We start from the raw sequence: 25,301 nt of genomic DNA on the forward strand, positions 1-25,301 counted from the left end.
TCGTGGCTGTTCCAAAGCGGAAGATGTCCCGTGCGAATACTCGTGCCCGCCGTTCTCAGTGGAAGGCTACCGCACCGAACCTGGTGAAGACCGTTGAAAACGGCCGCGTCACCTACAGCCTGCCGCACCAGGCCAAGGTCGTAACCGACTCGGCCGGTACCGAGCTGTTCCTTGAGTACAAGGGTCGCAAGGTCGCCGACGTCTAAGCATGTCTTCTATAGAAGAACTTCAGAAGCGTCTCGGAGTCACCATTGACTCCGAGACGCTTCGTCTTGCACTGACCCATCGCTCTTATTCCTTTGAGAACGGCAACGTTCCAACCAATGAACGTTTGGAGTTCTTGGGGGATTCGATCCTTGGGTTCTGTATCGCCGAATACCTGTACGAAACCCAGCCCGATCTGCCCGAAGGCGATCTCGCTAAGCGCCGCTCAGCCGTAGTGAGCATGCGCGCGCTGGCCTCGCTAGCTCGGGATCTGGATCTGGGGCAGCACATTTACTTGGGACGCGGTGAGAAGCAATCGAATGGCGCCAATAAACCTTCGATTCTTGCCGACACCATGGAAGCCATTTTTGGTGCCGTTTACCTACAGCACGGCATGGCTGCGGCCCGCACGCTCATCCTTGGCCTGATTGCTCCTTTATTGGAAGACGAAGACCTGTTAGGTGCCGCCACCGACTGGAAAACCGTAATCCAAGAACAGGCTGCGGCCGAAAAAATGGGTGACGTGTACTATGCGGTCGAAGGTGCTGGGCCCGATCACGCTCGTACCTATGACGCGGTGCTCCATATTGGGGACCGTGTACTTGCCCAAGGAAGCGGCCCCTCCAAGAAGGAAGCCGAGCAGGAAGCAGCCCGCCTCAGCTGGAAAATGCTGCACCCGCCAAAGCAAGTGCCGGCAAAGTAGCCGAAAGACCCGAGAATCTCATGCCTGAACTTCCCGAAGCAGAAGTTGTCCGCCGCGGATTAGAGTCCTGGGTCCGGGGACGCCGGATTGAAGCCGTTGAGGTACTTGATGCACGCTCGGTGCGCCGTCACCTGGATGGTCCCCAAGATTTTCGTGACACCCTGCAAGGCTGCACTGTCGAAGCAGTGGTTCGGCGCGGAAAATTCTTGTGGATGAACCTATCCGGGCTCACGACTCCGGCCGCGCTGGTGGCACATCTGGGTATGAGCGGTCAGTTGTTGGTTGAAGAACCAGACGCGCCGGATGAAAAACATCTCAAGGTGAGACTCTCACTGAGCGAGCGGGGGCAGGATCCCGGTGAGCTGCGCTTTATTGATCAGCGGATCTTCGGCGGGATGTTTCTCTCCGAGCTGGTGCCCACCCCGGATGGTGGCCCCGGCGGTCTTGGAAGCGAATCCCCGCTGATCCCGCACGCAGCAGCCCATATTGCCCGTGACGTGCTAGACCCGGCACGTAGCACTGAAATGCTCTATGCAGCATTGCGCCGCCGGACAACACAGGTCAAACGAGCCATCCTAGATCAAACAGTCATTGCCGGAGTAGGAAACATCTACGCCGATGAAACGCTCTGGCAAGCAGGATTCTCCGGGCTGCGCAATACCGCAACCATCCGCCGCAACGAAGTCATCCGGCTTGATGAGGCACTGAAGGATGTAATGACACGTGCCTTGGCCGCCGGTGGCACCAGCTTCGATGCTCTCTATGTGAACGTCAACGGGGCCAGCGGATACTTCGACCGGTCACTGAATGCTTACGGGAGAGAAGGAAAACCCTGCCAACGCTGCGCCGAGCAGGGGATCACCTCATTGATACGGCGCGATGCGTTCATGGGGCGATCCTCCTTTACTTGTCCGGTATGCCAGCCGCGGCCGCGTAGGCGCTAGCTGCTGGGAGCCGATACACGTCAGTACAGCGAGCCTGACTGCGGCAGCACGACAAATCCGGGTGGAGGCTCTGCCCACGTCTGATGTCTTTTTTACCCCTCTGCGCCATGAACGCTAAGGGGGTGGATCTTCGGTGAACGATCACACCCGGCTCAGACTGCGTGACCGAATACAAAGAAACCTACCTCAGCTACAGGGTATAGGCCGCTGTAACTGACGCAGGTTTCTTTGGGTATCCGAAAGGCCGCTAGGCCATGAGGTGGTTTAGAGCCGACGAGTCACTGTCTAGCAGCGATTTACGTGACCGTTCGTTCGATAGGCTACCGTTTCATCCAGAACCAGCGGACCACCCAGCAAGATGTTGGTCCATCCTTCCAGACCTTCCAAAGTGTCGGCTATGGATCCTGGCAAACAGCGTTTGGTACTCAGTAGCAACGGTGCTTGGTTATAACCCGCAGCGACCGCACCGGTCAGTCCATCCGGGAAGCGTGTGCCGGTCGCGATAAACTGCCGCTGCGAACCATTGGGCCAGAACTTTTTGGCGATCAGAGCACTGGTGTCATAGAGCGTGTCTCCGGCGTGACGGGTAACCTTAGCGTTTGGAACGGCTTGCCGGATCTGTTTCTCAGCAGCGGCAGAAATTGCTATTGGTCCGCCAGCTAGATGTACCTGAGTTGGCTTGAGTCGTTTGAGTTCCTTGATTGTGGGTGCTGGCACCTGTGAGTGCTTGGTCAGTAGCATCGGTGTCTTACGGCCTGCGGCAACCGCGGCCAATGACATGGCATCCTCAAATCGTTCACCGGTGGCTACGAAAACTTCCTTGGAACTCTTCCAGTTAGCGGTGATTTTGGTGCTGGTGTCATAGAGAGTGTTGCCCCAAATACGTTTCACCGGGCCGTAGGATTTCAGTGCTGCGGCTGTTTTATCGCTAATGGTGACCGGTCCACCAAGCACAATGATCTGTTTAGGCTTCAGCCGTCGCAGTTCAGCGGCTACAGCGGCGGGAATCGAATTCTTCTTGATCAATAGCATTGGCCCTGACTTCAGCGTTGCCAAAGATGACCCGGAGAGCGCGTCAGGAAAACGCTCACCCGAGGCAATCACCACGGTTTGAGCCGTACCTGAGAACGTACGCTTGGAAATTGCCACCGGTGTGTCGTAAAGGGTTTGTCCAGAAATCCGTAACGGAGCTAATCGGACTGGCCAGCTGGACGCGTCGCCGCGGTAGTCGGTGATCAAACGGTACGGGGTCGACTGCTTATTCCGGGCAAAATCCTGAAGACTTGTCAGAGTTCCGTTCCACACGTTGGCATCCACATTATTCGAATTGCCTAACAGGTTGGAGTTATCGGTGTACTGCCACACATTAAAGGTAGTCCACCCTGCCGGAAGCTGTCGTGGATTCTTCGCCACATCAGCGGTGGGGAAGATCGAGACATGTAGCGGCCAGTTCTTGAAGGCGCTGGTTTGTCCAATGCAGTCATCCCACCATGACTGGGCGGTATAGATCATCGGCAGTCGACCGGTCGCTGACTTGATGGTTTGCCCGAAGTCCTGAATCCAGGATTGCAGCTGAGCCGAGGTCATACCGTAGCAAGAATCGCCCTTACCGGCGTTATACGTAGTTTCCGGGTAGGGGTTCCACTCAATGTCTAAGAGAGGAGGCATGGTCTGGCCATCTGCGCTCCACCCGCCACCGCGTCCCAGAAATTCGTGGGCTTGAGTTTTGCCTGATGAGTGTGCGGGCATCGCAAAGTGATAGGCCCCGCGAATTACGCCTGCTTGCTGAGCCTGGGTGTAATTGCGATCGAACTGCGGATCTTTGAATACCGTGGTGGGCCAAGACTGGGTGGCTTTGATGTAGGCGAAGCGGGCACCTTGTTGTCGGGCTTGACTCCAGTTCACCGTTCCCTGATGGTGTGAGACATCAATTCCTAGAGTTCCAGGGGCACGCCAGGTGCGCAGATCGGACTGAGAACCGGGGAATGAGAGTTCTGGCCTGTTCGGAACCTGGCCATTGTTCGCGGCGATCTGGGCTAAGAGTTCCAGTTCCTGCACGGTGGGAATCGTCGGGTCGCCAGTTTCTTCCACGCGCTGCTGCCCTTGGCCTAGCTGGGCATCGAGGTACTCCAGATCCAGAGCACTTAGCACGCGATCGGCGAGTTCTCGGCGTTCTTGATTCGAAATATCGGTGTCCGATTCCAACCGAGATTCGATGGCTTGAGCGACTTGGGCGGGTGATTCTGCCTTGGGAGCTGGCGACAGTTGCGCCTCCTCGCTCGGCTGGCTACTGGGGGTCGTCGTCGGTGCGATCGTGGCGCTGGCAGGCTGTTGCGTCAAGTCAACGCTTTCAGCCGTCTCGACGAGATCGTCCTGAGTCGTGCTCACTGCGGCCGAGACCGGTGTGCAGACTGTGGCGGCTAACCCGAGGGATAGCGCTAACGACAATGGGGCACGGCGCGATCGGGTGCCGTTACTTCGGAACACGGGAACTCCTGTGAAGTATGGGATAAGTGCGAGTGCGAATGAGACCAGTCTAACGAGGGGTTTCGTATCGCGAAGTGATTCTGGACCAACAGTCACAAAGTATTCTGTCGAAAGTTGGCCAATGTCGGCCGTCAGAGACCTATATTCCTTAAGACCAGCAATGCGTGTGTGGACGAGCCAACTCTCAGCTGGCTAGCTGTACTGCTGCAGCACTGCCGTGTTGTAGTCCGCCCAACGTTCGGCGGCCCAGCTGCCAAAGGGCTTATCGGTCAGCGTGACGCAAGCCAACCCATGTTCGGGATCCACCCAGAGGAAAGTTCCGGACTGGCCAAAATGGCCAAAGGTGCTCTGTGGGTGATTGGTACCGGTCCAATGTGGGGACTTGTTGCCGCGGATTTCGAAGCCTAGACCCCAATCGTTCGGGTTCTGCCGCCCGTAGCCGGGCAAGATGCCAGCCACTCCGGGGAAGTGAACGGTAGTGGCATCTTCCAAGGTCTGTGGAGCCAATAGTGTGGGGCGTAGTAGTTCGGAAGCGAAGCGGGCAAGATCAGTTCCGGTAGAGACTGCGTCCTTGGCGGCGCTCCCCTCAAGCGTGGTCTGAGTCATTCCCAAGGGTGCCAGGACGGCTTCTTGGAGGTATTGGGCAAAGGACATGCCAGTGGCCTGTTCAAGATGCTCTGCCAAGACCTCAAACCCGGTATTGGAGTAGCCGCGCTTCTTTCCCGGTTCAAAACGGATGGTATCGCTATCAAAGTCATAGCCGGCAGTGTGCGCTAACAAGTGATGCACCGTTGAGCCCTGTGGCCCAGCTGCGTTGCTCAATGCGATGGCTTCTTCCTCTAAAGCGAGCAAGAATGCGTATGCGCTCAGTAACTTGGTGACCGAGGCTAAGGGGTATTGACGTTCCAGATCGCCGCAGGAACCAAGGATCTGGCCAGAGGCACCGATGACCAAACTAACCGCGTTTTCTGCTGGCCATTGTTTGATCTGAGTTAGAACGTCCATAGTGAATCCAATCTCATGCCGGATTCCCACGCCAAAGAACGTGAGAAAGCCGCTGTTTCGGGGGCTTGCTTCGATAGACTTGCTAAGTTGCATCAACCCAGCTTCAACACCAGCCTATAACCGTCTCAACGAACTCAGGAATTTAGCGCCGTGCATCTAAAGACACTCACCGTTCGCGGGTTCAAGTCTTTTGCTTCGGCGACCACATTTGAGTTTGAACCTGGCGTCACCGCTGTGGTCGGGCCTAACGGCTCGGGCAAATCTAACGTGGTGGATGCCTTGGCCTGGGTGATGGGCGAACAAGGGGCAAAGACACTACGCGGCGGCAAAATGGAAGATGTCATCTTCGCCGGCACTGCCGGACGCCCGCCTCTGGGTCGAGCACATGTCTCATTGACCATTGATAACACTGACGGCCAGCTCCCGATCGACTACTCCGAAGTGACTATCTCGCGCACTCTCTTCCGTGCCGGTGGTTCGGAGTACGCCATCAACGGCAGCTCTTGCCGGCTACTTGATATTCAGGAGCTGCTTTCCGACTCGGGGTTGGGCCGCGAAATGCATGTCATTGTCGGTCAGGGGCAACTGGACCGCATTCTGCACGCTACGGCGGAAGATCGCCGTGGTTTCATCGAGGAAGCGGCCGGGGTGCTCAAGCACCGCCGACGCAAGGAAAAAACCTTACGCAAGCTTCAAGCCATGCAAGGCAACTTGGATCGACTCGAGGACCTGAGTGCTGAAGTACGGCGGCAACTAGCGCCTTTGGGGCGGCAAGCCAAAATCGCCCGGCGTGCACAGACTGTGCAATCGGATGTCCGGGATGCCAAGGCTCGGCTGATGGCTGATGACTTGGTGACCCTGAATACCAAGCTGGCCCAAGATATTGATGATGAATCCAAAATTCAGGCCGCTCAGCAGGAAACCTCAGCACGGCTTGAACATGTTAAGCGCCATATCGCGAGCCTCGAAGCGAAGCTGAGCGAAGTCACACCCCGGTTAGGGCAGATCCAACAAACCTGGGTGGAGCTCACCACCTTGCAGGAGCGTTTCCGCTCCTTACAGGCTTTGGCGAAGGAACGCGCCAATTTGCTGGCGAGCAACCAGACGCACTTTGATAGCAGCCGAGACCCGCAAAAGCTCGAAGACCAAGCCACGCGGCTGAGTGAAGAGCTTGAAGAGCTCGAAGAAGCGCTGGAAGATCGGCACGAGATTCTCGCTGAAGCGGTGGAAGCTAAGGAAGAAGCCGAAGAGGCAGCTCGCGCCGAACAACAACGCATGGCAGCCATGTTGCGGGTGGCAGCCGACCGGCGTGAAGGCATGGCACGCTTAGCCGCCCAGGTAGCGTCCGCGCGCAGCCGGGTAGATGTCACCAGCGCGGAGATCGCCCGACTCAAAGACAACGATCAAAACTTTGATGCGACCTTGGCCGCGGAACACAAGTCCTTTGCTGAACTGACCGCAGAGCTTGAAGAGTTCACCGCATCCGAAGAAGAGCTCAACCATGCGTTTGAAATAGCCGAAGAGAAATACTCGCAACTTTCGGCCCAGCAGCGCACCGAACGGGAACGCGAACGTGAGCTGTCGGCCCGCGAAACTGGGCTCAGTGCCCGTCTGGAAGCACTGAAACTCAACGTCAAACGGGATGATGCGTCGCAGTCGTTATTGCAGGAGCATTCTGCGCTGTTAAGTGGACGCCTGGGGGAGCAGCTGAGTATCACCCCCGGTTACGAAAAGGCAATCGCCGCGATCTTGCGTGAAAGCTCCGAAGCGTTGGTAGCCCGGGATAGGGAACAAGCCTGGGATCTTGTGCAAGAACTCTTTTCCGCCGGTGGCGTCAGCGCCTCCCTAGTGCACGCTTCTGGCCAAACTTCGGTGAACACCAGCCAAATCGCCGAAGCGATCCTGGCCAGGGAAGTTGTTCAAGCTGAGGCCGAGATTGAACCGATCCTCGATCAGTTGTTACAAGGTTTTTATGTTGTAGAGGATCTGAAGTCTGCTCGTCAGGTCTTAGCAGCACACCCGCAGGTCGCCGTGGTGACACTGGATGGAATCTTGCTCTCGGCGCAACGCAGTGTCCTTGGTGATTCAGCCGGTGCCTCGCTTATTGCGCAGCAAGCTCTGGTGGAGGCTACCGCCGAAGAATTGACTCAGGTTCGCGAGGAACTTCAAGTATTAGAGCGTTCCTTAGCCGAACGTGAACCGCTGCTCTATGAGTCCGAGAACCGCCATGACGAGGCACTGGCCGCGCTACGCGAATCGGATGTGGCAATCACCGAACTCACCGGGTACTTAGCCGAACTTGGCGAAAAGCTCCGCTGTGCTGAGCACGACCGGAAGACCCAGCGCCTAAAGTTAGCGCAAGCCGAAGAAAAACTGCTGATTGAGCAAGAATCTTTGGAAGAAATCACCGAGCGCATGGAACTGGCCTCGGAAGAGCGTGATGAGGAAGCAATTGATGATGCTTCCCGGGCTGCGCTGGCCGATGCCGCGGCCGCAGCCCGGCAACAAGAATTAGAGGCCCGTCTAGCTCTGCGCAGCAGCGAGGAACGGGTCACCGCGCTACGTAACCGCGTGGAAGGTCTGCGGCGCACCGCCGCGGCCGAACGTAGCCACCGCGAAGTCGCTGCCCGACGGGCCGAAGAACGTCGCGCGCAGGCGCAGAATGCAAGCCGGGTGGAGCAACATACGGTACGAATCCTCCAGTTCATCGAGGTTTCGGTACAGATGGCTGCTAGCGAACGTGAGGAGCTCTCCGAAAGACAACGCGAAACCGAAGAACTACTGACCGGGGAACGCACGGAATCAGAAAAACTCTCCGCGGAACTAACCCGGCTCTCGGACGCCGCCCACCGTGACGAGGTCGCGCGAGCAGAGCTGCGCCTGCGCATCGAGAACCTCGAACAGCGTGCCGTGGAAGAACTCGGTTACACCTCGGATTACCTGATCGCCCATTTTGGGCCCGATCAACTGATCCCTGAAACGCTGGATCCGGAAGATCAGTGGGCCGAATTGCGTCAGAACGTGGACGCGGACGGAAACCCAGTGGGAACCAAACCTTTCGACCGGGTGGAACAAGAAAAACGCCTGAAAAAAGCCGAACGAGACTTGGCCGCTTTGGGAAGGGTTAACCCGCTAGCGCTGGAAGAATTCGCGGCTCTGGAGGATCGTCATAAATTCCTCACCGGGCAACTAGAAGATCTAAAGAAATCCCGGGCCGATCTGCAGCAGATCATTCGGGACGTGGATGAGCATGTGGAGCGGGTCTTCACCGAGGCTTATAACGACACCGCGGTACAGTTCACGCGCATTTTTGATCGGCTCTTCCCCGGCGGGGAGGGGCAATTGGTGCTAACCGACCCAGAGAATATGCTGACCACCGGGATCGAAGTTGAAGCTCGCCCAGCTGGAAAAAAGATTAAGCGGTTGTCCCTGCTCTCCGGTGGCGAACGATCGCTGACCGCGGTGGCACTGCTCGTAGCGATCTTCAAGGCTCGCCCCTCACCCTTTTACGTCATGGATGAGGTGGAGGCGGCTTTGGATGATGTGAACCTTGGTCGATTGATCACTATTTTTGAAGAACTTCGTGAATCTTCGCAGCTAATTGTGATTACCCACCAGAAAAAGACCATGGAAGTAGCCGACGCGCTTTACGGGGTCACCATGCGTGGTGACGGGGTCACCACGGTGATTAGCCAGAAGATGAACCGCGAAGAGACTTCGATAGATCTTTAGCCACCCAGTACTGCATTGTCCTGAGCCCGTCAGGTCTTCGGGGGTCTGCTGGTTGAGGGTGTCGCTGACTCTGTGGTGGGCTGTGCCGGTGTTAAATCGAATTCCACCACCGTGGTCTGTCCCATAGAGCCGAACACTCTGCCGGTGGGACCAACCGCAAGCCGAGCCCCAAATCTGAGCTTTTCCTTAGGGTCGGCGATATTGGCAATGGTGCCATCAACAAAGTCCACGAGGGTCGCAGTGCCATGTGCGCTATGCACCACTTGGGTGCCTTCGCCAATTCGCGCGATATCCGCATTAGCCCAGCCCGGCCGACGCTCTTCATTGCTAATCGGGGTCAGCTGATGTTTCTTCAGCAGCTTGCCGTTCTGTGGATCAATGACGGCAATACCTTCCATGTCTGCAACGACCAGCCACCCGGCGATCAGTGTGGGGGAGTACAACGCCCCAGCATTGGGTATCGGAGTGCTCTGCCAAACGACTTTCCGAGTGGCAATCTCCACTTTGAAGACATGGGCCAAACCCTCGGTGTCAGGAATCCCGTAACCGTTACGAACCGAGCTGACACCGTATAAGTACTTCTCATCGGCAGCAAGCCCGATGATGGATTGCGCCTTGATAAATCCCTGACCGCCACCATCAAGCACCCATTCGACACTATCGCTGTGCGGGTCAATCATTCCGATAACTCCGCCCGCCAGGCCATAATCCGGGACCGTCCCAAAGAATACGTTCCGCGAATTCTTGGCCCACCCGAAAGGACGAGACTGTTGGTATTGCCGGCTGAGCCTCACTAGCCGTTCATAAGCCTGCGGGGTATCTCTATTTGGGAAATCAACGCTGATTATGTCGGCCGAACCATAGGAACCGATGTATAAGTGCTCGGCATCGAATTCAATCATGCCCTCGATCTGGTTCACGACATTCTGCTGATCCGGTGAACTCCAGCGCTGTCCGGTATCAGGGTTAATTGCCGCCAACCCACTACCCATGTAGCCACCAATATAGATATTCCCGTTCGAGTGTCCTAACAGGGATTGAACCGTGAATTCTCCGGACGCCAGATCAATGGACGCGGTACGTTGCACGCGCTTGGTTCGCAAGTCAAAGAACTCCACCTGCACACCATCCGCGGTGGCACTGACAACAAGCACATGAGAATTCAGCGCTAGCAGTGCCAGCGGTGAATCGGCATTGACGGTGCCCAGCTTGGTGTCAGTCCAGGAATCAGTGCTGGTCCTATACAACTCACCCTTGGTCAGCGTGTAAAACCGTGAGGTTGAATCTTGCTCCGACCATGAGCTTTGCCGGGCAGACCATACTCGGTCGATCTTTTTATCCCAGGATTTAGTCTCGCGATTAAGTAGCATCTGCTCAGTCACATTGCTTGCCGAAGCCACCAGGTAATTGCCGTGAACATCTAGACGTGAAATAAAACCCTCATCCATGGGTTGTGGAAGCGGGATTTCGGTGCGTTCCTCGGGATTGCTGGTCGCGAAGGAGAAAACTCGCGGGTTTTGCGACCCGGTGCCCACCCACACGCGATCTTGCTCGTCAATTGCCAAGCGCCGGACATAGTCGGTGTCCTCGGCTACCCGAGAATAGGTCGTGATTTCTTTGGTTCTCGGCATATAACTAAATACCGTGCCGCTGGGATAGGTGCCACCCCAAACATTGCCTAAGGAATCCAGAGTGATGTCATAAAGCGAGGTAGCTTCGGGAACTTCACCGAGGAAGGTGGTGGAATCTGGCGTTGTTGAATCCCAGACATAAAGATACTTCGCGGTGACAATGTAAAGACGTTGCGCCTTTTCATCCCACGCCATCGATTCGATTCCACCATTGTGGCTTTTGGCAAAGACCAAACTGTGGACGAGTTTGCGTTTCGTGGGATCAATAATTTGTAGCTGATTTGCCGGTCCGACAATGGTCAGTGCTAACCAGGGGAGAGCCGCGTTATGCAAACCATACAGCGGAACCACCGATTTGACCTTGATGGCAGGAAAAGCTCCTGGCCAGCTAGTTTTGACTCCCTTAGTTGGGCCCACCCTCGAAAGCGTCTGGACTAATCGTGGATCCTTGGAGCTCAAAATCGAAGGGGTGGGTGGCGGCGAGGGCGAAGGCCCGGACGAGCCTGTTGGCGAAGTCATCGTTTCCGGGGCGCCAACGCTGCAGCCACTGAGTACACCGGTGCCCAGAAGTGCTAAGGCGAGCACCGACCGTCTATTGACTTCACGCGAAAGTGGCGATCGTGGTTCGGACACACAGAACTTTCTCTCGGCATACGGGTGCGGTGGGCGTTTATAGTCCAGTAGCAACCTTAACAACGCCACTTGGAAGATAGCTGAACGCTAGCTGAACCTCTGCGTCCAGCACTCCACTGAGCTCAGTTGGCCTTGGGGGCTTCGGACCCCTTGGGCGCCGGGCGGATCGTGCTTGGAGTGAACAGCCACGCGAAAACACCAATGAGGCAGACGGCGCCGGAGGCACTCAACGCCACCTGGTAGCTAATATTGTCGGCCATCACCCCGGCGATCAACGGCCCAATGATGGCACCCAGATCGGTGGCCATTTGGAAGCCTGCCAAAGCTTTGCCACCGTTGCGTCCCGAACCAATGACATCGGCCACCGCGGCTTGTTGGGCAGGCCCCAGAATGCCGCCACCAAAGCCGGCCAGGATGGAGAGAATAATAAACGCTGGCAAGGACGTGAAGTAACCCATCAGCACAATCGAGGAAAGCAACACGAGCATGCCCACGAGGACCGGGATCTTACGTCCCACGGCATCGGTCAGTCGTCCGGAGAATGTCAGGGCGAGCCCATTACCCACCGCGAAAATCGCCAAGGAAATACCGGCAACTTGTTGACCGGTGCCCTCTCCAAAGATCGCCAAGGCAAACAGCGGAATCATGGAGGTGCGGATACCGAAGGCGAGCCAACCGTAACTGAACCCGGAAGCCAGCGCAGCGCGGAAGGTGGGGGAGCGCAATGCTTCACGGGTGGTGAGCACCTCAACCGGTTTCACCGGCTCGGCATCCGTTGCGGAATCCAGTTTGTTCTTCACCGGCTTACGGGCCAAGGCCACATAGACCACGACAGCTGCGATCACGAGTGCCACACCATAGATCACGAAAGGTAGCCGCATCCCGAAAGGCGCCAGCAAGGTTCCAATAACCGGCCCGGTCACGTTACCCAGCAGGAAAGAGCCAGCATAGAGCCCCGAGATCCGGCCTCGGGATGCCTCCGGAGCTAACCGGGCAATCAAGGCCATCGCCGAAATCGTGAACATGGTGGATCCGAAACCGCCCAGACCACGAGCGATCAACAACTGGGTGTAGTCCTGGACCACCGCACAGAGCAGGGTGGAGAGCGCAACCAGCGACACTCCGGTGACGTAGATCCGTGGTTCACCAAGTTTGGCCGTCAACATACCGGCCACGGGGGCGAAGATCAGCCTCGCAAAGGCGAAAATGCTGACAATGACGCTCGCTGCGGCCGCACCAACATCGAAGCTGACCGCGTACTGCGGCAAGATCGGTGCAATAAGACCGAAACCTACTGCGATGATGAACGCCGCAATCAGTAGAATGGTGATTTCCCGTGGAATTCGCGGACGCACGGTACCCGGAACTTTTTTCGACATGTGTACTTTGCCCGCCCAATCCATTGAGGGCAGCGGGCTAACCAGCTTCCTTGGGGGAGCGTCGGATTGAACTGCCAGCCATCATTCTAGACTGTGAGATGATTTAATCGTGTCTGATCAGCTTTTGACAATAATCATTGTGGTCGCGGTCATAGCGATCATCGGCATTGGAGCCATCGCGTTTGTCTCCAAGGGCCGGAAACCAAAGACTCCCTACACTAGCGAACGCGACGCGAATGATCCGCCAGCGGGGACCGGAACCCTCACCGAAGAACGTGAGGACACCGAAACTCCAAGTGCTCCCGGTGAAGCGGCTGCTACCGAGGTTGTTGAGGCGCCAGCGCCACCTCAGCTCGATGTCCCCGAACCGGTACAGGGACGACTGGCGCGCCTACGTGCCCGCCTCAGCAAATCCAACAACATGTTCTCCAAGGGCCTGCTGGCCCTGCTCAGCCAAGACAAAATCGACGATGACGTCTGGGATGAGATCGAAGAGACCCTGTTGCTCGCCGATCTGGGGACCGAACCAACTCTTGAACTTGTTGATGCGCTGCGCGAACGAGTGAAGATCGAAGGCAGCCGCGACCCACAGGTGGTCAAAGCGATGCTGCGCGAAGAGTTGCTGAAACTCGTCGATCCTTCCATGGACCGTAACTATTTGCCCGAACCTCACCCGGATCGTCCGAGTATCTTGATGGTCGTCGGCGTCAATGGCGTGGGTAAGACCACCACCATTGGCAAAATGGCCCGCGTATTGGTGGCTCAGGACAAGGACGTGCTCTTGGGCGCGGCCGATACCTTCCGTGCCGCCGCTGCCGAGCAGTTAGCCACCTGGGGCGACCGCGTGGGCGTTCCTACCGTCCGTTCGGAAATTGACGGGGCAGATCCGGCCTCGGTGGCTTTTGAAGCCGTTTCGGCTGGCATCGACCAAGAAGTCGATATTGTCATGATCGATACCGCTGGCCGCCTGCAGAACAAGGTCGGGCTGATGGACGAGCTGGGCAAGATCAAGCGCGTGGTGGAAAAGAAAGCCACCGTGGATGAAGTGCTATTGGTCTTGGACGCCACCACCGGACAGAACGGTCTGGCTCAGGCCAAGGTCTTCTCCGAGGTGGTCAACGTGTCTGGCATCGTCTTGACCAAGCTGGACGGTACCGCCAAGGGCGGCATCGTCGTGGCAATTCAGCGTCAGCTGGGTGTGCCGGTGAAGCTTGTTGGTCTGGGTGAAGGCCCGGATGACCTGGCACCGTTTGACCCCGAAGAATTCGTGGACGCACTGCTGGAGGGCTAAAAGTCCTCGGGTTTACCCTTTGAACGCTCCCCCGCGTTACGCTGCAACATCAGCGCAACGCGGGGGAGTATTTTTATGCTCCGGGACAGGACTCGAATTTGCAGTCAGCGCCCTAGCCGATCACGCGGTCGCGAAATGGGGAAACCACCTCAACATGGATAGACTCATTGGCAAGAGACAGTGGCCTTTCGGTGAGGTTAGATTGCCTAGTTCGTAGTGGATTCTGCCCCATCGTTCCAGACACCAATGACTTGCTGGCTAAGTGGAGCGCTGTCTTGAAGCACGAGATGGGCTCGAACTTCAGCGGAAGGCGATCACGGTGAATACGCAACCGTATAAACGGTCATGGGTGACCAAGCACAGTAAGGGACTGCTGTGGCCGCTTTTGACCATGGGTTTTGGAACCTGTGTGGTTTTTCTTTACCGCGGAATTCGGATGAGTAACCCGCGCTGGATAGCTAGCGGTGTGGGATTCTTACTGCTGACGATTGCCACCGTGAGCATTATGCCCGCTGAAACTACCACCGAGGGTGCAGCCCCGAGCTTCGCCGAAGACTTTGCCGTAACCCTGGCCGTGGCGCAGTGGGTTGGCGGCTCCGTCGTGGCTTGTGCTTTCAACCGCACCTGGCTCAAATTTGTGGCGGCACAGGAAGCCCAAGAGTACGCCCCATTCCCTGCTCCGGGAACGTACCACCAGCATCCGCAAGGACTAGGTCAGGCTCCAGGGTACCCGCAGCATTTCCAGCATCCACAACAGCAATCACAGGTACCGAGCTTTACTCCTGAGGTCGAGCAAACCCCAGTGAATCTTCCCTGGCAGCATCGCACGCCGGTTCCTCCGTTACCCACCAACCCGATACACCAGCTGGATGCCAACCGGGCGCGACACGAAGACTTCCTTCGACTGGGCCTTCCCCGCGAAGTAGCCATCCAGCTGTATTCCGCACGCATACGGGTGGGTCACTTTACCAACTTTGAACATATGCTCTTGGTCAGCGCTGCCGACCCGCGGGTGCTGAATCCGTTGCGGGAGCGCTTCAGCTTCTAAGCATTATCTGTTCGGCATAAACTCCCTCGATCCTTGCCACCGACTCAGCTCCTGCGCCACGTCCACCGGCGGTCTGCTCAACAGGTAGCGGCAGGACCGAAAGGGCAGAACTCAGGGGTGCACGGTCGGCACTCTATGAGAGAACCATGGGAATGTGAGCTTTCGCTGTTGTGCCGGTGCCCATCCGATTAACGTGGCAGACACGTGCGAGAACCGGGTCAGTGAATGCCACTGATGCCGTTCTCGGCGCTGTCCGTTACGAATAGTCGCTTGAGCAGGAGCAACGTTATGCAGGACTCATCAGCACCACAACAGGAATCAGCAAGCAACGGCCCACCGAAGGACTATGGCCAGAACTCCGAAACCCTGACTACCAGCCAAGGCGCGCCGGTCACCGATACGGATCATTCACTGAAAGCCGGCGAACGCGGCCCGACCTTATTGCAAGACCATCACCTGCGTGAAAAAATCATGCACTTCGACCACGAGCGAATCCCCGAGCGCGTAGTGCACGCCCGCGGTGCCGGTGCTCACGGCACGTTCACCAGCTACGGCAACGCTGCGGAGCTATGCCGGGCAGACTTTCTGAAACCCGGAAAAGAGACCAGGGTCTTCGTCAGGTTCTCCACCGTGGTGGGTTCGCGAGGCTCCATGGACACCGCGCGAGATACCCGAGGATTCGCAACCAAGTTTTACACCGACGAGGGCGTCTTCGATCTGGTGGGGAACAACATCCCGGTGTTCTTTATCCAAGACGGGATGAAATTCCCGGATGTCGTGCACGCGGTCAAACCGCACCCGGATATCGAGATTCCCCAAGCCCAATCGGCCCATGACACCTTCTGGGATTTTGTCTCACTGCACACCCCGGCCCAAGCCCACACCATGTGGAATATGAGCGACCGCGGTATCCCGCGCTCCTATCGGATGATGGAAGGGTTCGGGGTCCATACCTTTAGATTGATCAATGACTCCGGTGCTTCTTCTTTAGTGAAGTTCCATTGGAAACCACGTCTGGGTGTGCACTCGCTGACTTGGGAAGAAGCTCAGCTGGCGGCCGGTGCGGATCCTGATTTTCACCGGCGGGACTTGGCCGAAGCCATCGATGCCGGTGCTTTCCCGGAATGGGAACTGGGCGTTCAGATCTTCCCTGATGACGGCAGCGCCAGTTTTGCCGGAATCGACCTGTTGGACCCCACCAAGTTCGTACCCGAAGAATTGGCTGCGGTGCAGCCGCTGGGCAAGCTGGTACTGAACCGGAACCCGGAGAATTATTTTGCGCAGACCGAGCAGGTGGCTTTCCACCCCGGACACTTGGTGCCGGGGATCGATGTCACCGACGATCCGCTATTGCAGGCGCGCCTCTTCTCATATTTGGACACCCAACTCACCCGTTTGGGCGGACCAAACTTCGCGCAAATCCCCATCAACCGTCCAGAAGCACCGGTCAACGACATGTTTCGTGATGGCCTGCACCAACACGCGGTTCATTCGGGGATTGCCCCCTACAAGCCGAATTCCCTCGATGGGGGATGCCCCTTCATGGCGGATCTGGCGGCCGGTGAAGTGCCACCATTGGACTTTCCACAAGAAATTCCGGCCGCAGTAAAGGAACGAAGTGAACCGGTCAGTTTCTCGGATCATTACAGCCAAGTACGGATGTTCTACCGCAGCTTGTCAGCGCCGGAACAGCAGCATGTGCAGCAGGCATATGCGTTCGAACTGGGTAAATGTACCGACCTTGCGGTACGCCAACGCCAGGTACAGTGCCTCGCGGAAATCGATGGCACCCTAGCTAAAGTGGTCGCCACGGCCTTGGGGCTGCCGACACCCGAGGCCACGCTCAGCGTGCCAGATGCCGAACCAAGCCCGGCAGTGTCTCAAGTGGGCAACAGCTGGCCGGTGGACGGTCGCAAAGTCGCACTGATTTTTGATCAGGCTGAGGAATCCGCCCTTGTGTCAGCAGTGCAGGCACTCAAAGCCGAAGGTCTAGAACCGCTGCTCGTCTCTGCTCACGGGGGCATGATCAACGAGGAGTTGCCGATAGATCGCAGCTACATGACCGCGCGTTCCATTGAAGCCGATGCGGTTGCACTGCTCGGTCCGCTACCCACGGCCCCTGATGCGCAGGTTCACCTAGATGCCAAGGCCGGGCTCACTCCGCCGCCGGTTGATGTCGACCCCCGCGTCGTGCTGCTGGTGCTGGAGGCCTACCGGCAGTGCAAGGCCATCATCTGCCTGAACGAAGAAGCGGTGCAGGTCCTTGATGCGGCGGCCATCGGTGCGGAGGAACCCGGAATAATCATGGCCGAACTACAGGAGCTCACGCCGCAGGCCAAGCAGCTTTTGGCCACGCACCGGGTGTGGGAGCGTTTCCCCGCAAAATCTATGGATTCCTAACCACTTCGAGAATACTTCGTAAGGTTTCGTCCCTGGTTGGCTCTGAGTCACCAGGGACGAAACTTTGCCCGGGCTCAGCTGGTGCCGAAAAGCTTGGCCTCAAGATCCGCATAGGTTTTCAGCAATTCCAGTGCGTGGGTGGCGTTCGGTCCTTCCTGAGAAAGCGCCTTGCGCATGGAATCCACCGCCGCAACCCCTTGCGGGTAAGGCGGGATCAGGGGGATATCGCGATCGGTGCGTACCTCTAAGATCGTGGGGCGATCAGCACTGAGTGCTTCTTTCCACGCTTTGCTGATATCCCCGGCGAAGCACACTACTTGGGAACGCATCCCGAGCATCTCCGCGTACTCGGCGTAGGGAAAACCCGGTAAGTCTTGGCTTGCGGCAAACCGTGGTTCACCTTCGGTTTCGCGTTGTTCCCAGGAGACTTCGGCCAGATCCTGGTTGTTGAGAATGCACACCACAAACCGTGGGTCGCTCCATTGATGCCATTGCTCACTCAAGGTCACCAGCTCGGCGTTGCCACTCATCTGCATTGCCCCATCCCCGGCCAAAACGATCACCGGTCGATCCGGATGCCGTAATTTTGCCGCCAGACCATAGGGGACGCCGGCACCCATACTGGCCAGGGTGCTACATAAATGGGCTGGCACCCCGGGTGGGAGCCGCAGCTGTCGGGCATACCAGTAGACGCAACTTCCCACATCCACCGCCACTTGGGCATCGCTGGGGAGTAACCCGCTGAGTTCGCGGATCATCCGTTCCGGGTTCACTGAATGGGCTGGAACCATGGCGCGTTGTTCGGCTAACTCGTGCCAATCCTGCACGGTTTGTTCCACACGCTCCCGCCACGGCGCACGGTGTGTCGCATCGGGTGACACCCGCTGAGCCAAGGCTTCGAGGGTGAGGCGCGCATCGCCCACCAATGCCACATCCACCGGGTAGCGGTTACCCGGACGTTGCGCGTTCACGTCAATCTGGATTGCCTTGGCTTGATTCTTCGGGGGATAGAATTCTGTCCACGGGTCATTTGAACCCACAATCAGCAGCAGATCACAGGAGTTCAGTAGCGCGGCGCTGGCCGAGGTGCCCAGATGGCCCATGACTCCGGCGCTGAGCGCTGCGGACTCATCCACATAGGGTTTACCCAAGAGGCTAGTGACGATCCCCGCACCCAGTTGTTCGGCCAGCTGATGCACCTGGGCGGTTGCGGTACGTGCCCCCTGGCCCACCAGCATTACGATCCGTTCGGCACGATCCAGTAATTTGGTGGCTTCATCCAAGGCGGTATCTTGTGCCACCACCAGCGGTGCCTGCCAGAGCGGTGCGGTAGGGATCTGGGCATGTTCGGTTTGTGGGTCGGCGGCTGGTAGTTGCTGCACATCGTGGGGAAGGATAACCACTGCCGGTTGGGAGGAAGCCAATGCCGAACGAATGGCCCGATCAATCACAGGTTGCAACTGTTCGGCGGAGACCACCTCTTCGCAATACACCGCCACATCCTTGAACATGGCTTCGAGATTGATCTCCTGCTGATACCCACTTCCCAGGGCCGTGGTGTTCTGCTGCCCGACAATGGCCAGTACTGGGATCCCATCGAGTTTCGCATCGTAGAGACCGTTGAGTAGATGGACCGCACCAGGTCCTTGAGTGGAGAGCATAACGCCCAGATCTACGCTCTTACTTCCTGTGTCCTCGCCTTGGGCGCCGTATTGGCCCAGACCGTATTTGGAGTGCGCTACCGCCATAAAGGCCGAGTTTTCTTCGTGACGGGATTGAATGAATGTGATTCCCGTGTCGCTACGTCTCAGAGCTCCTAAGACCGGATTAATTCCATCTCCGCTGTAACCGAACAGTCGGGTGATTCCCCAAGTGTTCAGTCGCTCGATGAGCCGGTCAGACACTGTTGCTTCGCTCATTGTTTTGCTCCTGGCTCGTAGAGATAGACTCGGCGCAGAGCCCGCAAGGCCCTGCGCCGAGTAAATCCCAGTACTATGTGTGTCTCTCAGGGGGCCGGAGTACCGGATCGTCGGTTGCTTCGCCGATTTCTTCATCCACCGTGCGGTTGATCGAGTCCACCGACTCGGTGGCCGTGGCCGTGGGATCAATGACAAATTGATCCTCGGCTACCGCTTCCGTGCCGCGTAGCGGATCTGCGGCCGCTAAGCTATCCGGATCGTCCGAAGAACCACCATCGGATGGTTGCCCGTCACGGCCATCTTGCGGTTCGTCGTCGTTGCCCTCGCCAGTGACTTCTAAGAATTCGGAGTCATTGAGTGACATCTGATTCCACCTCGCCTCGTGTTTGGGAGTAACCGTTAGAAACTGACCTACTAGTGTGCCTGCCTGCGCCGAGCTTCCGGACCGCAGGGTCAGACTGAGAATTTTCTAGCTGCGGCTAACCTACTCGCTTTGCTCAGGGCGGGATATGGCGTTGATCAAACTCTCAGTATCCACGGCTGGCTGTCGGTGTTGCTCGGCCAATAATTGCAAGGTGGTCTTTTCGAAATGCGGGTCTTCGGAAGCTACCGCCTGTTTAGCGATGGCTACCCGAAAATTCGCCGCGAACGCATCTCCTGCCGTTGCGGCGATACACGACTGGGAAGATACCCCGGCAATGATCAGTGAGTGAAAACCTAGGGTGCGCAAGGATTGTTCAAGTACGGTTCGGAAAAAGGCGCTGTCACGGTGCTTAATGATTTGTTGACTCCCGCGCAGATCCAATTCGGCCAGATTCTGCGCTTGCGTGGTGCCCTCAAGAACGAATCCTTGATCGTCTTCTAACATGCTCAGCGTCCATGTCGACTTATCCCGGCGGTGCACGGTGCAGATGTTAAACACCGGCAAATCGTACTCATTTGCCGTGTTGATCAGGCGCTGACAATGCTTCAGCAGTGTGGCGCGTTGACGCTCCAAAGCGGGGTACTCAAAAAACGCGTTTTGTAGGTCAATGAGAAGTAGTGCCGGGGATGAGAAATGCTCCGGCTTCCAGATGTTGTTCATCGTTCTCGCCTCCGGGTGAGTAGCGCTCAGCTATTGTCGCGATCTACCGATCAACGTTAAGTGGCACTGCGGATTTCCACTAGCGGGCGGCTGATTCTTTAGGGAAAGACTCAGCGTTAACGATGCTGAGTAGTGCCGAGCTGACCTAGCACATTTTGAACAGCGAGGCACTGGATAGCAACTGATCGGCAGCAAATTCTCCGGGTTCTGGAATCTGATAATCATCCGTGAGTTATGTTCGCTCTCAATAGGGTAGATGTACTCTAAAAGCCATCCAAGGTGTACCGGGACTGTGGCCCGAACAACCTGCTATTTTCGGATAGGACTACTCATGAGCACCTTCGGTATTGAAGAGGAATTTTTCATTTTTGACGCGGAAACCGGGATGCCGGCCCAACCACGTCATGATCCCTTTCAGGAACTCTTAGCCGCGCAGCGGGCCGGGCAAGTCCAGCAAGAATTGTTGGCCTGCCAAATCGAATACGCCAGTACCGTCTGTCAGGACCGGACCGAGGCGCTGAGCGAATTGCGCAACTTTCGGATGGCCTTGGCGTATCACGCGGAACGCGAGAATCTGCGGGTCGCCGGGCTCGGCTCAGCCCCGATGATTCCGCATCAGGCGCCTGTCCTGACCGATAATCAGCGCTATCACGAGATTGGTGAATTTCTCTCCGGAATTACTGATGAACACTACATGTGCGGTCTGCATATTCATGTGTCTATTCCCGATCGAGAGGCTGGGGTGAAGGCCTTGAACTTCCTGCGCCCGTGGCTTCCGCTGCTCTGCGCATTGGCCGCCAATTCACCGTACTGGCATGGGACCGATAGTAAGTTCTCTTCGTGGCGGACCATTCACTATCGCAAGTGGTCGGTTCAGGGTATTCCGCCGCATTTTGGTGATGCTGCCGATTACGAGAGCCGACTGGCCCGGTTGGCCTCCGCCGAGGCGGTACCCGATTTGGGGCATATTGGGTGGGGGATCCGGTTGTCTGAAAACTATCCAACTATTGAGCTTCGGGTGGCCGATTCGCAGATGCGCGCCCACGACTCGGTTCTCTTGGCGGTCCTGACCCGGGCCTTAGTGGACACCGCCATTGAATCAATTACCCCAGAAGAGCCGTTCTACCCGGAGATGCTGGACCTAGCGCTATGGCAAGCGGCCAAAAATGGGGTTCATGCTAACCAGTTGGATCCGCGAAATGGTGCCACGATTTCCACCCGCGATCTGGCCCGGCGTCTATTGAAACTGACGGAACCGGCCTTGCGGGAGAGCAAGGACTATGATTTCGCGGTTCATTCCTTGCGCAATTTGCTGGAAACCGGCAACGGGGCAGTGCGGCAACGCGCGGCCTTCGCCCGGGGTTCCATAAGCCACCTGCTGGAAAACGCGCACGCGGAAATGCAAATGTAGCGTGGCAGCTAAAGACAAAGCTCTGGGGGTCGAAGCAGATGCTTCGACCCCCAGAGCTAGTGGAACTATCGCTTTATGGTTTGCGTGTTTCCGCGCTGATGAACCATGCCTGCTGTTCCAGGGCGGCAATGTATTCGTGCAGGATATCGGCGGTGGTTGGGTCAGCTTCGTCCACGGGATCGTGAACCTTACGCATGACACCGACGGTCGACTCCAGCGCCTTGACCACGATATCGATTGCCGTGGTGGTCAGAATCTCGCCATTAGTGGGCTGATCCAACTCGGTGTATTTACCGATAGTGCCCACCAGCCCGTCCGGGGTGACGTGCATAGCACGCATACGTTCGGCGATCTCATCAGATCCACGCCGGGCAATGTCAACAATCTCATCAAGGTTCTGATGCAAGTCGCGGAAGTTGGGGCCGACCACATTCCAGTGGATTTGTTTGCCTACCAGTTGCAGATCCAGCAACTGAACGAGGACTAACTGCAATGAATCACGCAATTCTGCGGTGGCAACGAAACCCGATTCTGCATTTTCCTTCCGGGTTTTGCTGGCCGGAGTGCTCTTGTTATTCGTCATTGTTTCTCCTTTGCAGTGAGGTTGAAACCTGCGACGGTTGGTTGGTGAACCAGAACCGTTCACTTCGGACGTTACTCCGCTGCAGGGGCGAGAGGGAAACCCTGCGGCAAACTCCCACCCTTTCCTAAGGTTAAGCCCCCTGATCTGGGCGCGAATCTGAGTGTTCCATCCAAATCATTGAGTGTGCCTCATGGTGCTGTTTGACTGTGGCCAGTTCTGAAACCGAACCACGGCTAGAGACTGCGGTGGCCCCCACTGATGCTCAGCCCAACGTGGATTGCTGCACATCATCAGGAATTCGATCTCATGCATGTGCACTTCGGCTTTGATGCTCTGGATCCGCAGACCCTCACACGTTGCATTGAGCAACTTCGGGCGCACGGCAAGCCGCTGGTGTATACGGTCCACGATCTATACAACCCGCATCAGCAGGACCGGCGGGCACATCTAGAGCTACTCAATGTGCTGATCCCTGCGGCGGACGCGCTCATCACCCTCACCGACGGGGCCGCGGCCGAAATTCTGCGCCAGTGGGGCCGCGAAACTTTTGTCTTACCGCACCCGCATGTGGTGGATTTCCCCACCATGGATCGTCTTCGCGCTCACCGTGCAGCAGTCGGCCAAGGGAAGACACCGCGACGTATCGGGGTGCATTTGAAGGGTTTGCGGGAGAATATGTCCCCATCCATACTTGACCCCTTGGCCCGGATTGTGCAGCGCATCGCAGATACGGAACTACAGGTGAACATTCACCGGCAGATTCTCGACCCGCAAAACTCGGAGTATCGCCCCGAATTAGCCCGACACCTGCTCGCTGGGCACGAACAGGGAACTTGGATCCTGGTAGCCCACGAATACTTTACGGAAACCGAACTCTTCGAATACTTAGCCTCCCTGGATATTGCGGTGCTCCCTTACCGCTTTGGCACCCATTCGGGTTGGTTAGAGGCGGCGTTGGATGTGGGCACCAAAGTCATTGTCCCGGACTGTGGGCACTATCTGGATCAGCACCCTTCGCTACTGTCCTATCACTGGGACGGGGATGAGATCTTGGAATCCTCCCTTCGCACGGCGATTGAAGAACAACTGCGCAGAACCCACCTCCCGGGCATGGATTCCGCGCAAAGGAAAATCCAACGCCAAGCGCTCGCCGAAACGCATCAGCGGATCTACTCCACACTGTTGCGCTCCATGGTGCGCTAAACCGCTAGGTTTGGGTCTCACAGATGGTTCGCACGGGGCCTTGAAAGAGCTAGTGGGTTGCGGGTTTCCTGATTGTTTGCCGAGATCAGTAGGCAGTGGGCTGGTTAGTGGCTTAACTTAGCGGCAGATGGGGTTTGTGTGGAAGCGCGGTGTCGTGACGGAAGGACAGAGCACATGGGTAGTACATATTTCTCCCGCGCATATGCTGCGGTAATCGGCGTCGGATGCGCATTAATGTTGGCCGTCTGCGGATGCGCCCAGTTACCTGTGGACCCGGAAGGAACTTTAGAGGGAGTGCGGGCGCACACCTTGCGGGTAGGACTATCTCCCAATCCGGATTTCGTTAATATTCAGGGCAGCGACTATTCCGGTAGCGAGGTGAGTCTGGTGCGGGACTTCGCCGAACATCTGGAAACCGAACCAGAATTCGTAGTGGCCGGGGAGGAAACTTTGGTCAAGCAGCTTGAGACAGGGCAGCTGGATTTGGTGGTCGGTGGAATCAGCAGCAAAACACCGTGGACCGATCAGGTAGGGCTCACCCGCGCGTACCGGGAAACCGTGGATGCGCTCGGTGAAGATGTGAAATTGGTGATTCTGGTCCGTCCGGGGGAGAACGCCTTCCTGTCCGAACTGGAATACTTCCTCGACCAACGGGGGCACACGACATGAGCCAGCGTTATGGAACCCACCTGCCAGCAGAGCAACGCGACCAGTTGCGCAAGGCCGCCCGCTTGGAATGGATCAGTATTGGCTATGCGGCTTGTACAGTCACTCTGGTCGCGCTGGTGGTCGGCAACTCGCAGGCGATGCGTACCGCGTGGGTTGAGGATATGCTCTCGGTGCTGCCACAACTGGCGTTTCTGATCGCTTTGCAGTTCACCCGCAAATCGCGCCGTCCCTCCCATCCCTACGGCTATCACCGGTCCATGGGGGCGGGGCATTTAGTGGCAGGGGTCGCGTTGCTCACGGTGGGTGTGATACTCGCTTACGAAGCTGTGTCGGCGTTACTGAAAGCGGAGCATCCCACGATCGGGACCATGAACCTGTTTGGGTACACCATCTGGCAGGGATGGTTGATGATGGCGGTTATGGCCTTCATTGCTGCCCCGGCGATTGTGCTGGGGCATTTGAAGATCAAGGCGGCCAAGCCACTGCATAATAAACTGCTCTACGCAGATGCTTCCATGGCCAAGGCTGACTGGCATACCAATGTGGCCTCGATTGTTGGTGTGGGCGGGATTGCCATTGGCCTGTGGTGGCTTGATAGCGCGGCAGCATTGGTCATCTCCGCAGGAATTATCTTGGATGGGGTGAAGAACACCCGTTCGGCCACCGTGGATCTGCTTGATCGTCGAGCCAGCGGCATAGATGGTAAGGAAGCGCATCCGGTGCTGGCTGATCTTGAACGCACCGTGGATCGCGTTGCGTGGGTCAAGGAGTCGGCGATCCGTGCCAGAGAGCTGGGCCAAGTCATGCATGTGGAAGTCTTCGTGGTTCCCTCCGCTGAGCAGATCAGTCTTCGGCAACTCAACTCGCTGAAAAAGGAGTTACGTGAGGTGGACTGGAAGGTGTATGACGTGGTGATTACCCCGGTGGTTGAGCTACCCGACTTCGCCAACAGGTAAAAGACGACAAAATCCACAT

General features: G+C 57.1%; 20 protein-coding genes. 12 read left to right on the forward strand and 8 right to left on the reverse strand.

Annotated elements, in window-relative coordinates; translation table 11 throughout:
• The first annotated feature begins 2 nt into the window (after positions 1-2).
• Genes rpmF through mutM form a run of 3 tightly spaced genes read left to right on the forward strand, consistent with a single transcriptional unit; the run spans position 3 to position 1,851 of the window.
• Entirely contained in the window at positions 3-206 is a 204-nt protein-coding gene (rpmF, locus tag ACQQZ8_RS06845; RefSeq protein WP_013348816.1) for a 50S ribosomal protein L32, read from the forward strand.
• A gap of 2 nt (positions 207-208) precedes the next feature.
• Positions 209-907 (forward strand): ribonuclease III, encoded by a 699-nt coding sequence (gene rnc, locus ACQQZ8_RS06850; RefSeq protein ID WP_431711913.1) that lies wholly within the window; start codon positions 209-211, stop codon positions 905-907.
• Between the two features lie 20 nt (positions 908-927).
• The gene (gene mutM, locus ACQQZ8_RS06855; RefSeq protein WP_431711914.1) at positions 928-1,851 is read left to right on the forward strand and encodes a bifunctional DNA-formamidopyrimidine glycosylase/DNA-(apurinic or apyrimidinic site) lyase; all 924 of its coding nucleotides are present in this window, start codon (positions 928-930) and stop codon (positions 1,849-1,851) included.
• A 285-nt stretch (positions 1,852-2,136) separates the two neighbouring features.
• Here mutM and ACQQZ8_RS06860 read toward each other — a convergent pair whose 3' ends face one another.
• Both ACQQZ8_RS06860 and ACQQZ8_RS06865 read right to left on the reverse strand, forming a co-directional pair.
• A complete protein-coding gene (locus tag ACQQZ8_RS06860; protein WP_431711915.1) occupies positions 2,137-4,338 on the reverse strand; it encodes a GH25 family lysozyme in 2,202 nt (733 codons plus the stop codon).
• A 192-nt stretch (positions 4,339-4,530) separates the two neighbouring features.
• Complete coding sequence (locus ACQQZ8_RS06865) at positions 4,531-5,343, reverse strand: serine hydrolase domain-containing protein (RefSeq protein WP_431711916.1); 813 nt, start codon at positions 5,341-5,343, stop codon at positions 4,531-4,533.
• Positions 5,344-5,493: 150 nt separating this feature from the next.
• Here ACQQZ8_RS06865 and smc point away from each other — a divergent pair, with 150 nt between their 5' ends.
• Positions 5,494-9,075, forward strand: coding sequence for a chromosome segregation protein SMC (smc, locus tag ACQQZ8_RS06870; RefSeq protein ID WP_431711917.1), 3,582 nt, complete (start codon positions 5,494-5,496; stop codon positions 9,073-9,075).
• Positions 9,076-9,104: 29 nt separating this feature from the next.
• Here smc and ACQQZ8_RS06875 read toward each other — a convergent pair whose 3' ends face one another.
• On the reverse strand, positions 9,105-11,057 hold the full coding sequence (locus tag ACQQZ8_RS06875; RefSeq protein ID WP_431711918.1) for a hypothetical protein: 1,953 nt from the start codon (positions 11,055-11,057) through the stop codon (positions 9,105-9,107).
• Positions 11,058-11,070: 13 nt separating this feature from the next.
• On the opposite strand from ACQQZ8_RS06875, the gene ACQQZ8_RS06880 reads away from it, so the two are divergent.
• A complete protein-coding gene (locus ACQQZ8_RS06880) occupies positions 11,071-11,382 on the forward strand; it encodes a hypothetical protein (protein WP_431711919.1) in 312 nt (103 codons plus the stop codon).
• A gap of 79 nt (positions 11,383-11,461) precedes the next feature.
• On the opposite strand, the gene ACQQZ8_RS06885 is transcribed toward ACQQZ8_RS06880, so the two are convergent.
• On the reverse strand, positions 11,462-12,718 hold the full coding sequence (locus ACQQZ8_RS06885; protein ID WP_431711920.1) for an MFS transporter: 1,257 nt from the start codon (positions 12,716-12,718) through the stop codon (positions 11,462-11,464).
• Between the two features lie 109 nt (positions 12,719-12,827).
• On the opposite strand from ACQQZ8_RS06885, the gene ftsY reads away from it, so the two are divergent.
• The 3 genes from ftsY (at position 12,828) to ACQQZ8_RS06900 (ending at position 17,457) form a co-directional block, all read left to right on the forward strand.
• A complete protein-coding gene (gene ftsY / locus ACQQZ8_RS06890) occupies positions 12,828-14,009 on the forward strand; it encodes a signal recognition particle-docking protein FtsY (protein ID WP_431711921.1) in 1,182 nt (393 codons plus the stop codon).
• Positions 14,010-14,358: 349 nt separating this feature from the next.
• Entirely contained in the window at positions 14,359-15,057 is a 699-nt protein-coding gene (locus ACQQZ8_RS06895) for a hypothetical protein (RefSeq protein WP_431711922.1), read from the forward strand.
• A gap of 288 nt (positions 15,058-15,345) precedes the next feature.
• Positions 15,346-17,457, forward strand: coding sequence for a catalase (locus ACQQZ8_RS06900; RefSeq protein ID WP_431711923.1), 2,112 nt, complete (start codon positions 15,346-15,348; stop codon positions 17,455-17,457).
• A gap of 74 nt (positions 17,458-17,531) precedes the next feature.
• On the opposite strand, the gene ACQQZ8_RS06905 is transcribed toward ACQQZ8_RS06900, so the two are convergent.
• The 3 genes from ACQQZ8_RS06905 to ACQQZ8_RS06915 all read right to left on the reverse strand — a co-directional run bounded on the left by ACQQZ8_RS06905 (position 17,532) and on the right by ACQQZ8_RS06915 (position 20,460).
• Positions 17,532-19,376 carry a thiamine pyrophosphate-requiring protein gene (locus ACQQZ8_RS06905; protein ID WP_431711924.1) on the reverse strand — a complete coding sequence of 615 codons (1,845 nt, stop codon included), beginning with the start codon at positions 19,374-19,376 and terminating at the stop codon, positions 17,532-17,534.
• Between the two features lie 73 nt (positions 19,377-19,449).
• Entirely contained in the window at positions 19,450-19,740 is a 291-nt protein-coding gene (locus ACQQZ8_RS06910; RefSeq protein ID WP_431711925.1) for a hypothetical protein, read from the reverse strand.
• Between the two features lie 120 nt (positions 19,741-19,860).
• The gene (locus ACQQZ8_RS06915; protein WP_431711926.1) at positions 19,861-20,460 is read right to left on the reverse strand and encodes a cysteine hydrolase family protein; all 600 of its coding nucleotides are present in this window, start codon (positions 20,458-20,460) and stop codon (positions 19,861-19,863) included.
• 331 nt (positions 20,461-20,791) lie between these two features.
• Here ACQQZ8_RS06915 and ACQQZ8_RS06920 point away from each other — a divergent pair, with 331 nt between their 5' ends.
• On the forward strand, positions 20,792-21,871 hold the full coding sequence (locus ACQQZ8_RS06920; RefSeq protein ID WP_431711927.1) for a carboxylate-amine ligase: 1,080 nt from the start codon (positions 20,792-20,794) through the stop codon (positions 21,869-21,871).
• Positions 21,872-21,944: 73 nt separating this feature from the next.
• Here the strand turns inward: ACQQZ8_RS06920 and ACQQZ8_RS06925 are convergent, their stop codons facing one another.
• The gene (locus ACQQZ8_RS06925) at positions 21,945-22,454 is read right to left on the reverse strand and encodes a Dps family protein (protein WP_431711928.1); all 510 of its coding nucleotides are present in this window, start codon (positions 22,452-22,454) and stop codon (positions 21,945-21,947) included.
• 258 nt (positions 22,455-22,712) lie between these two features.
• On the opposite strand from ACQQZ8_RS06925, the gene ACQQZ8_RS06930 reads away from it, so the two are divergent.
• The 3 genes from ACQQZ8_RS06930 (at position 22,713) to ACQQZ8_RS06940 (ending at position 25,282) form a co-directional block, all read left to right on the forward strand.
• Positions 22,713-23,657, forward strand: coding sequence for a glycosyltransferase family 1 protein (locus tag ACQQZ8_RS06930; protein ID WP_431711929.1), 945 nt, complete (start codon positions 22,713-22,715; stop codon positions 23,655-23,657).
• Positions 23,658-23,831: 174 nt separating this feature from the next.
• Positions 23,832-24,326, forward strand: a complete 495-nt coding sequence (locus tag ACQQZ8_RS06935) for a transporter substrate-binding domain-containing protein (protein ID WP_431711930.1) — start codon at positions 23,832-23,834, stop codon at positions 24,324-24,326.
• Entirely contained in the window at positions 24,323-25,282 is a 960-nt protein-coding gene (locus tag ACQQZ8_RS06940) for a cation diffusion facilitator family transporter (RefSeq protein WP_431711931.1), read from the forward strand. Before ACQQZ8_RS06935 ends, ACQQZ8_RS06940 begins: the two co-directional genes overlap by 4 nt.
• Positions 25,283-25,301 lie beyond the last annotated feature (19 nt).

The organism is Glutamicibacter uratoxydans (assembly GCF_050753455.1).
Classification (GTDB): domain Bacteria; phylum Actinomycetota; class Actinomycetes; order Actinomycetales; family Micrococcaceae; genus Glutamicibacter; species Glutamicibacter uratoxydans_A.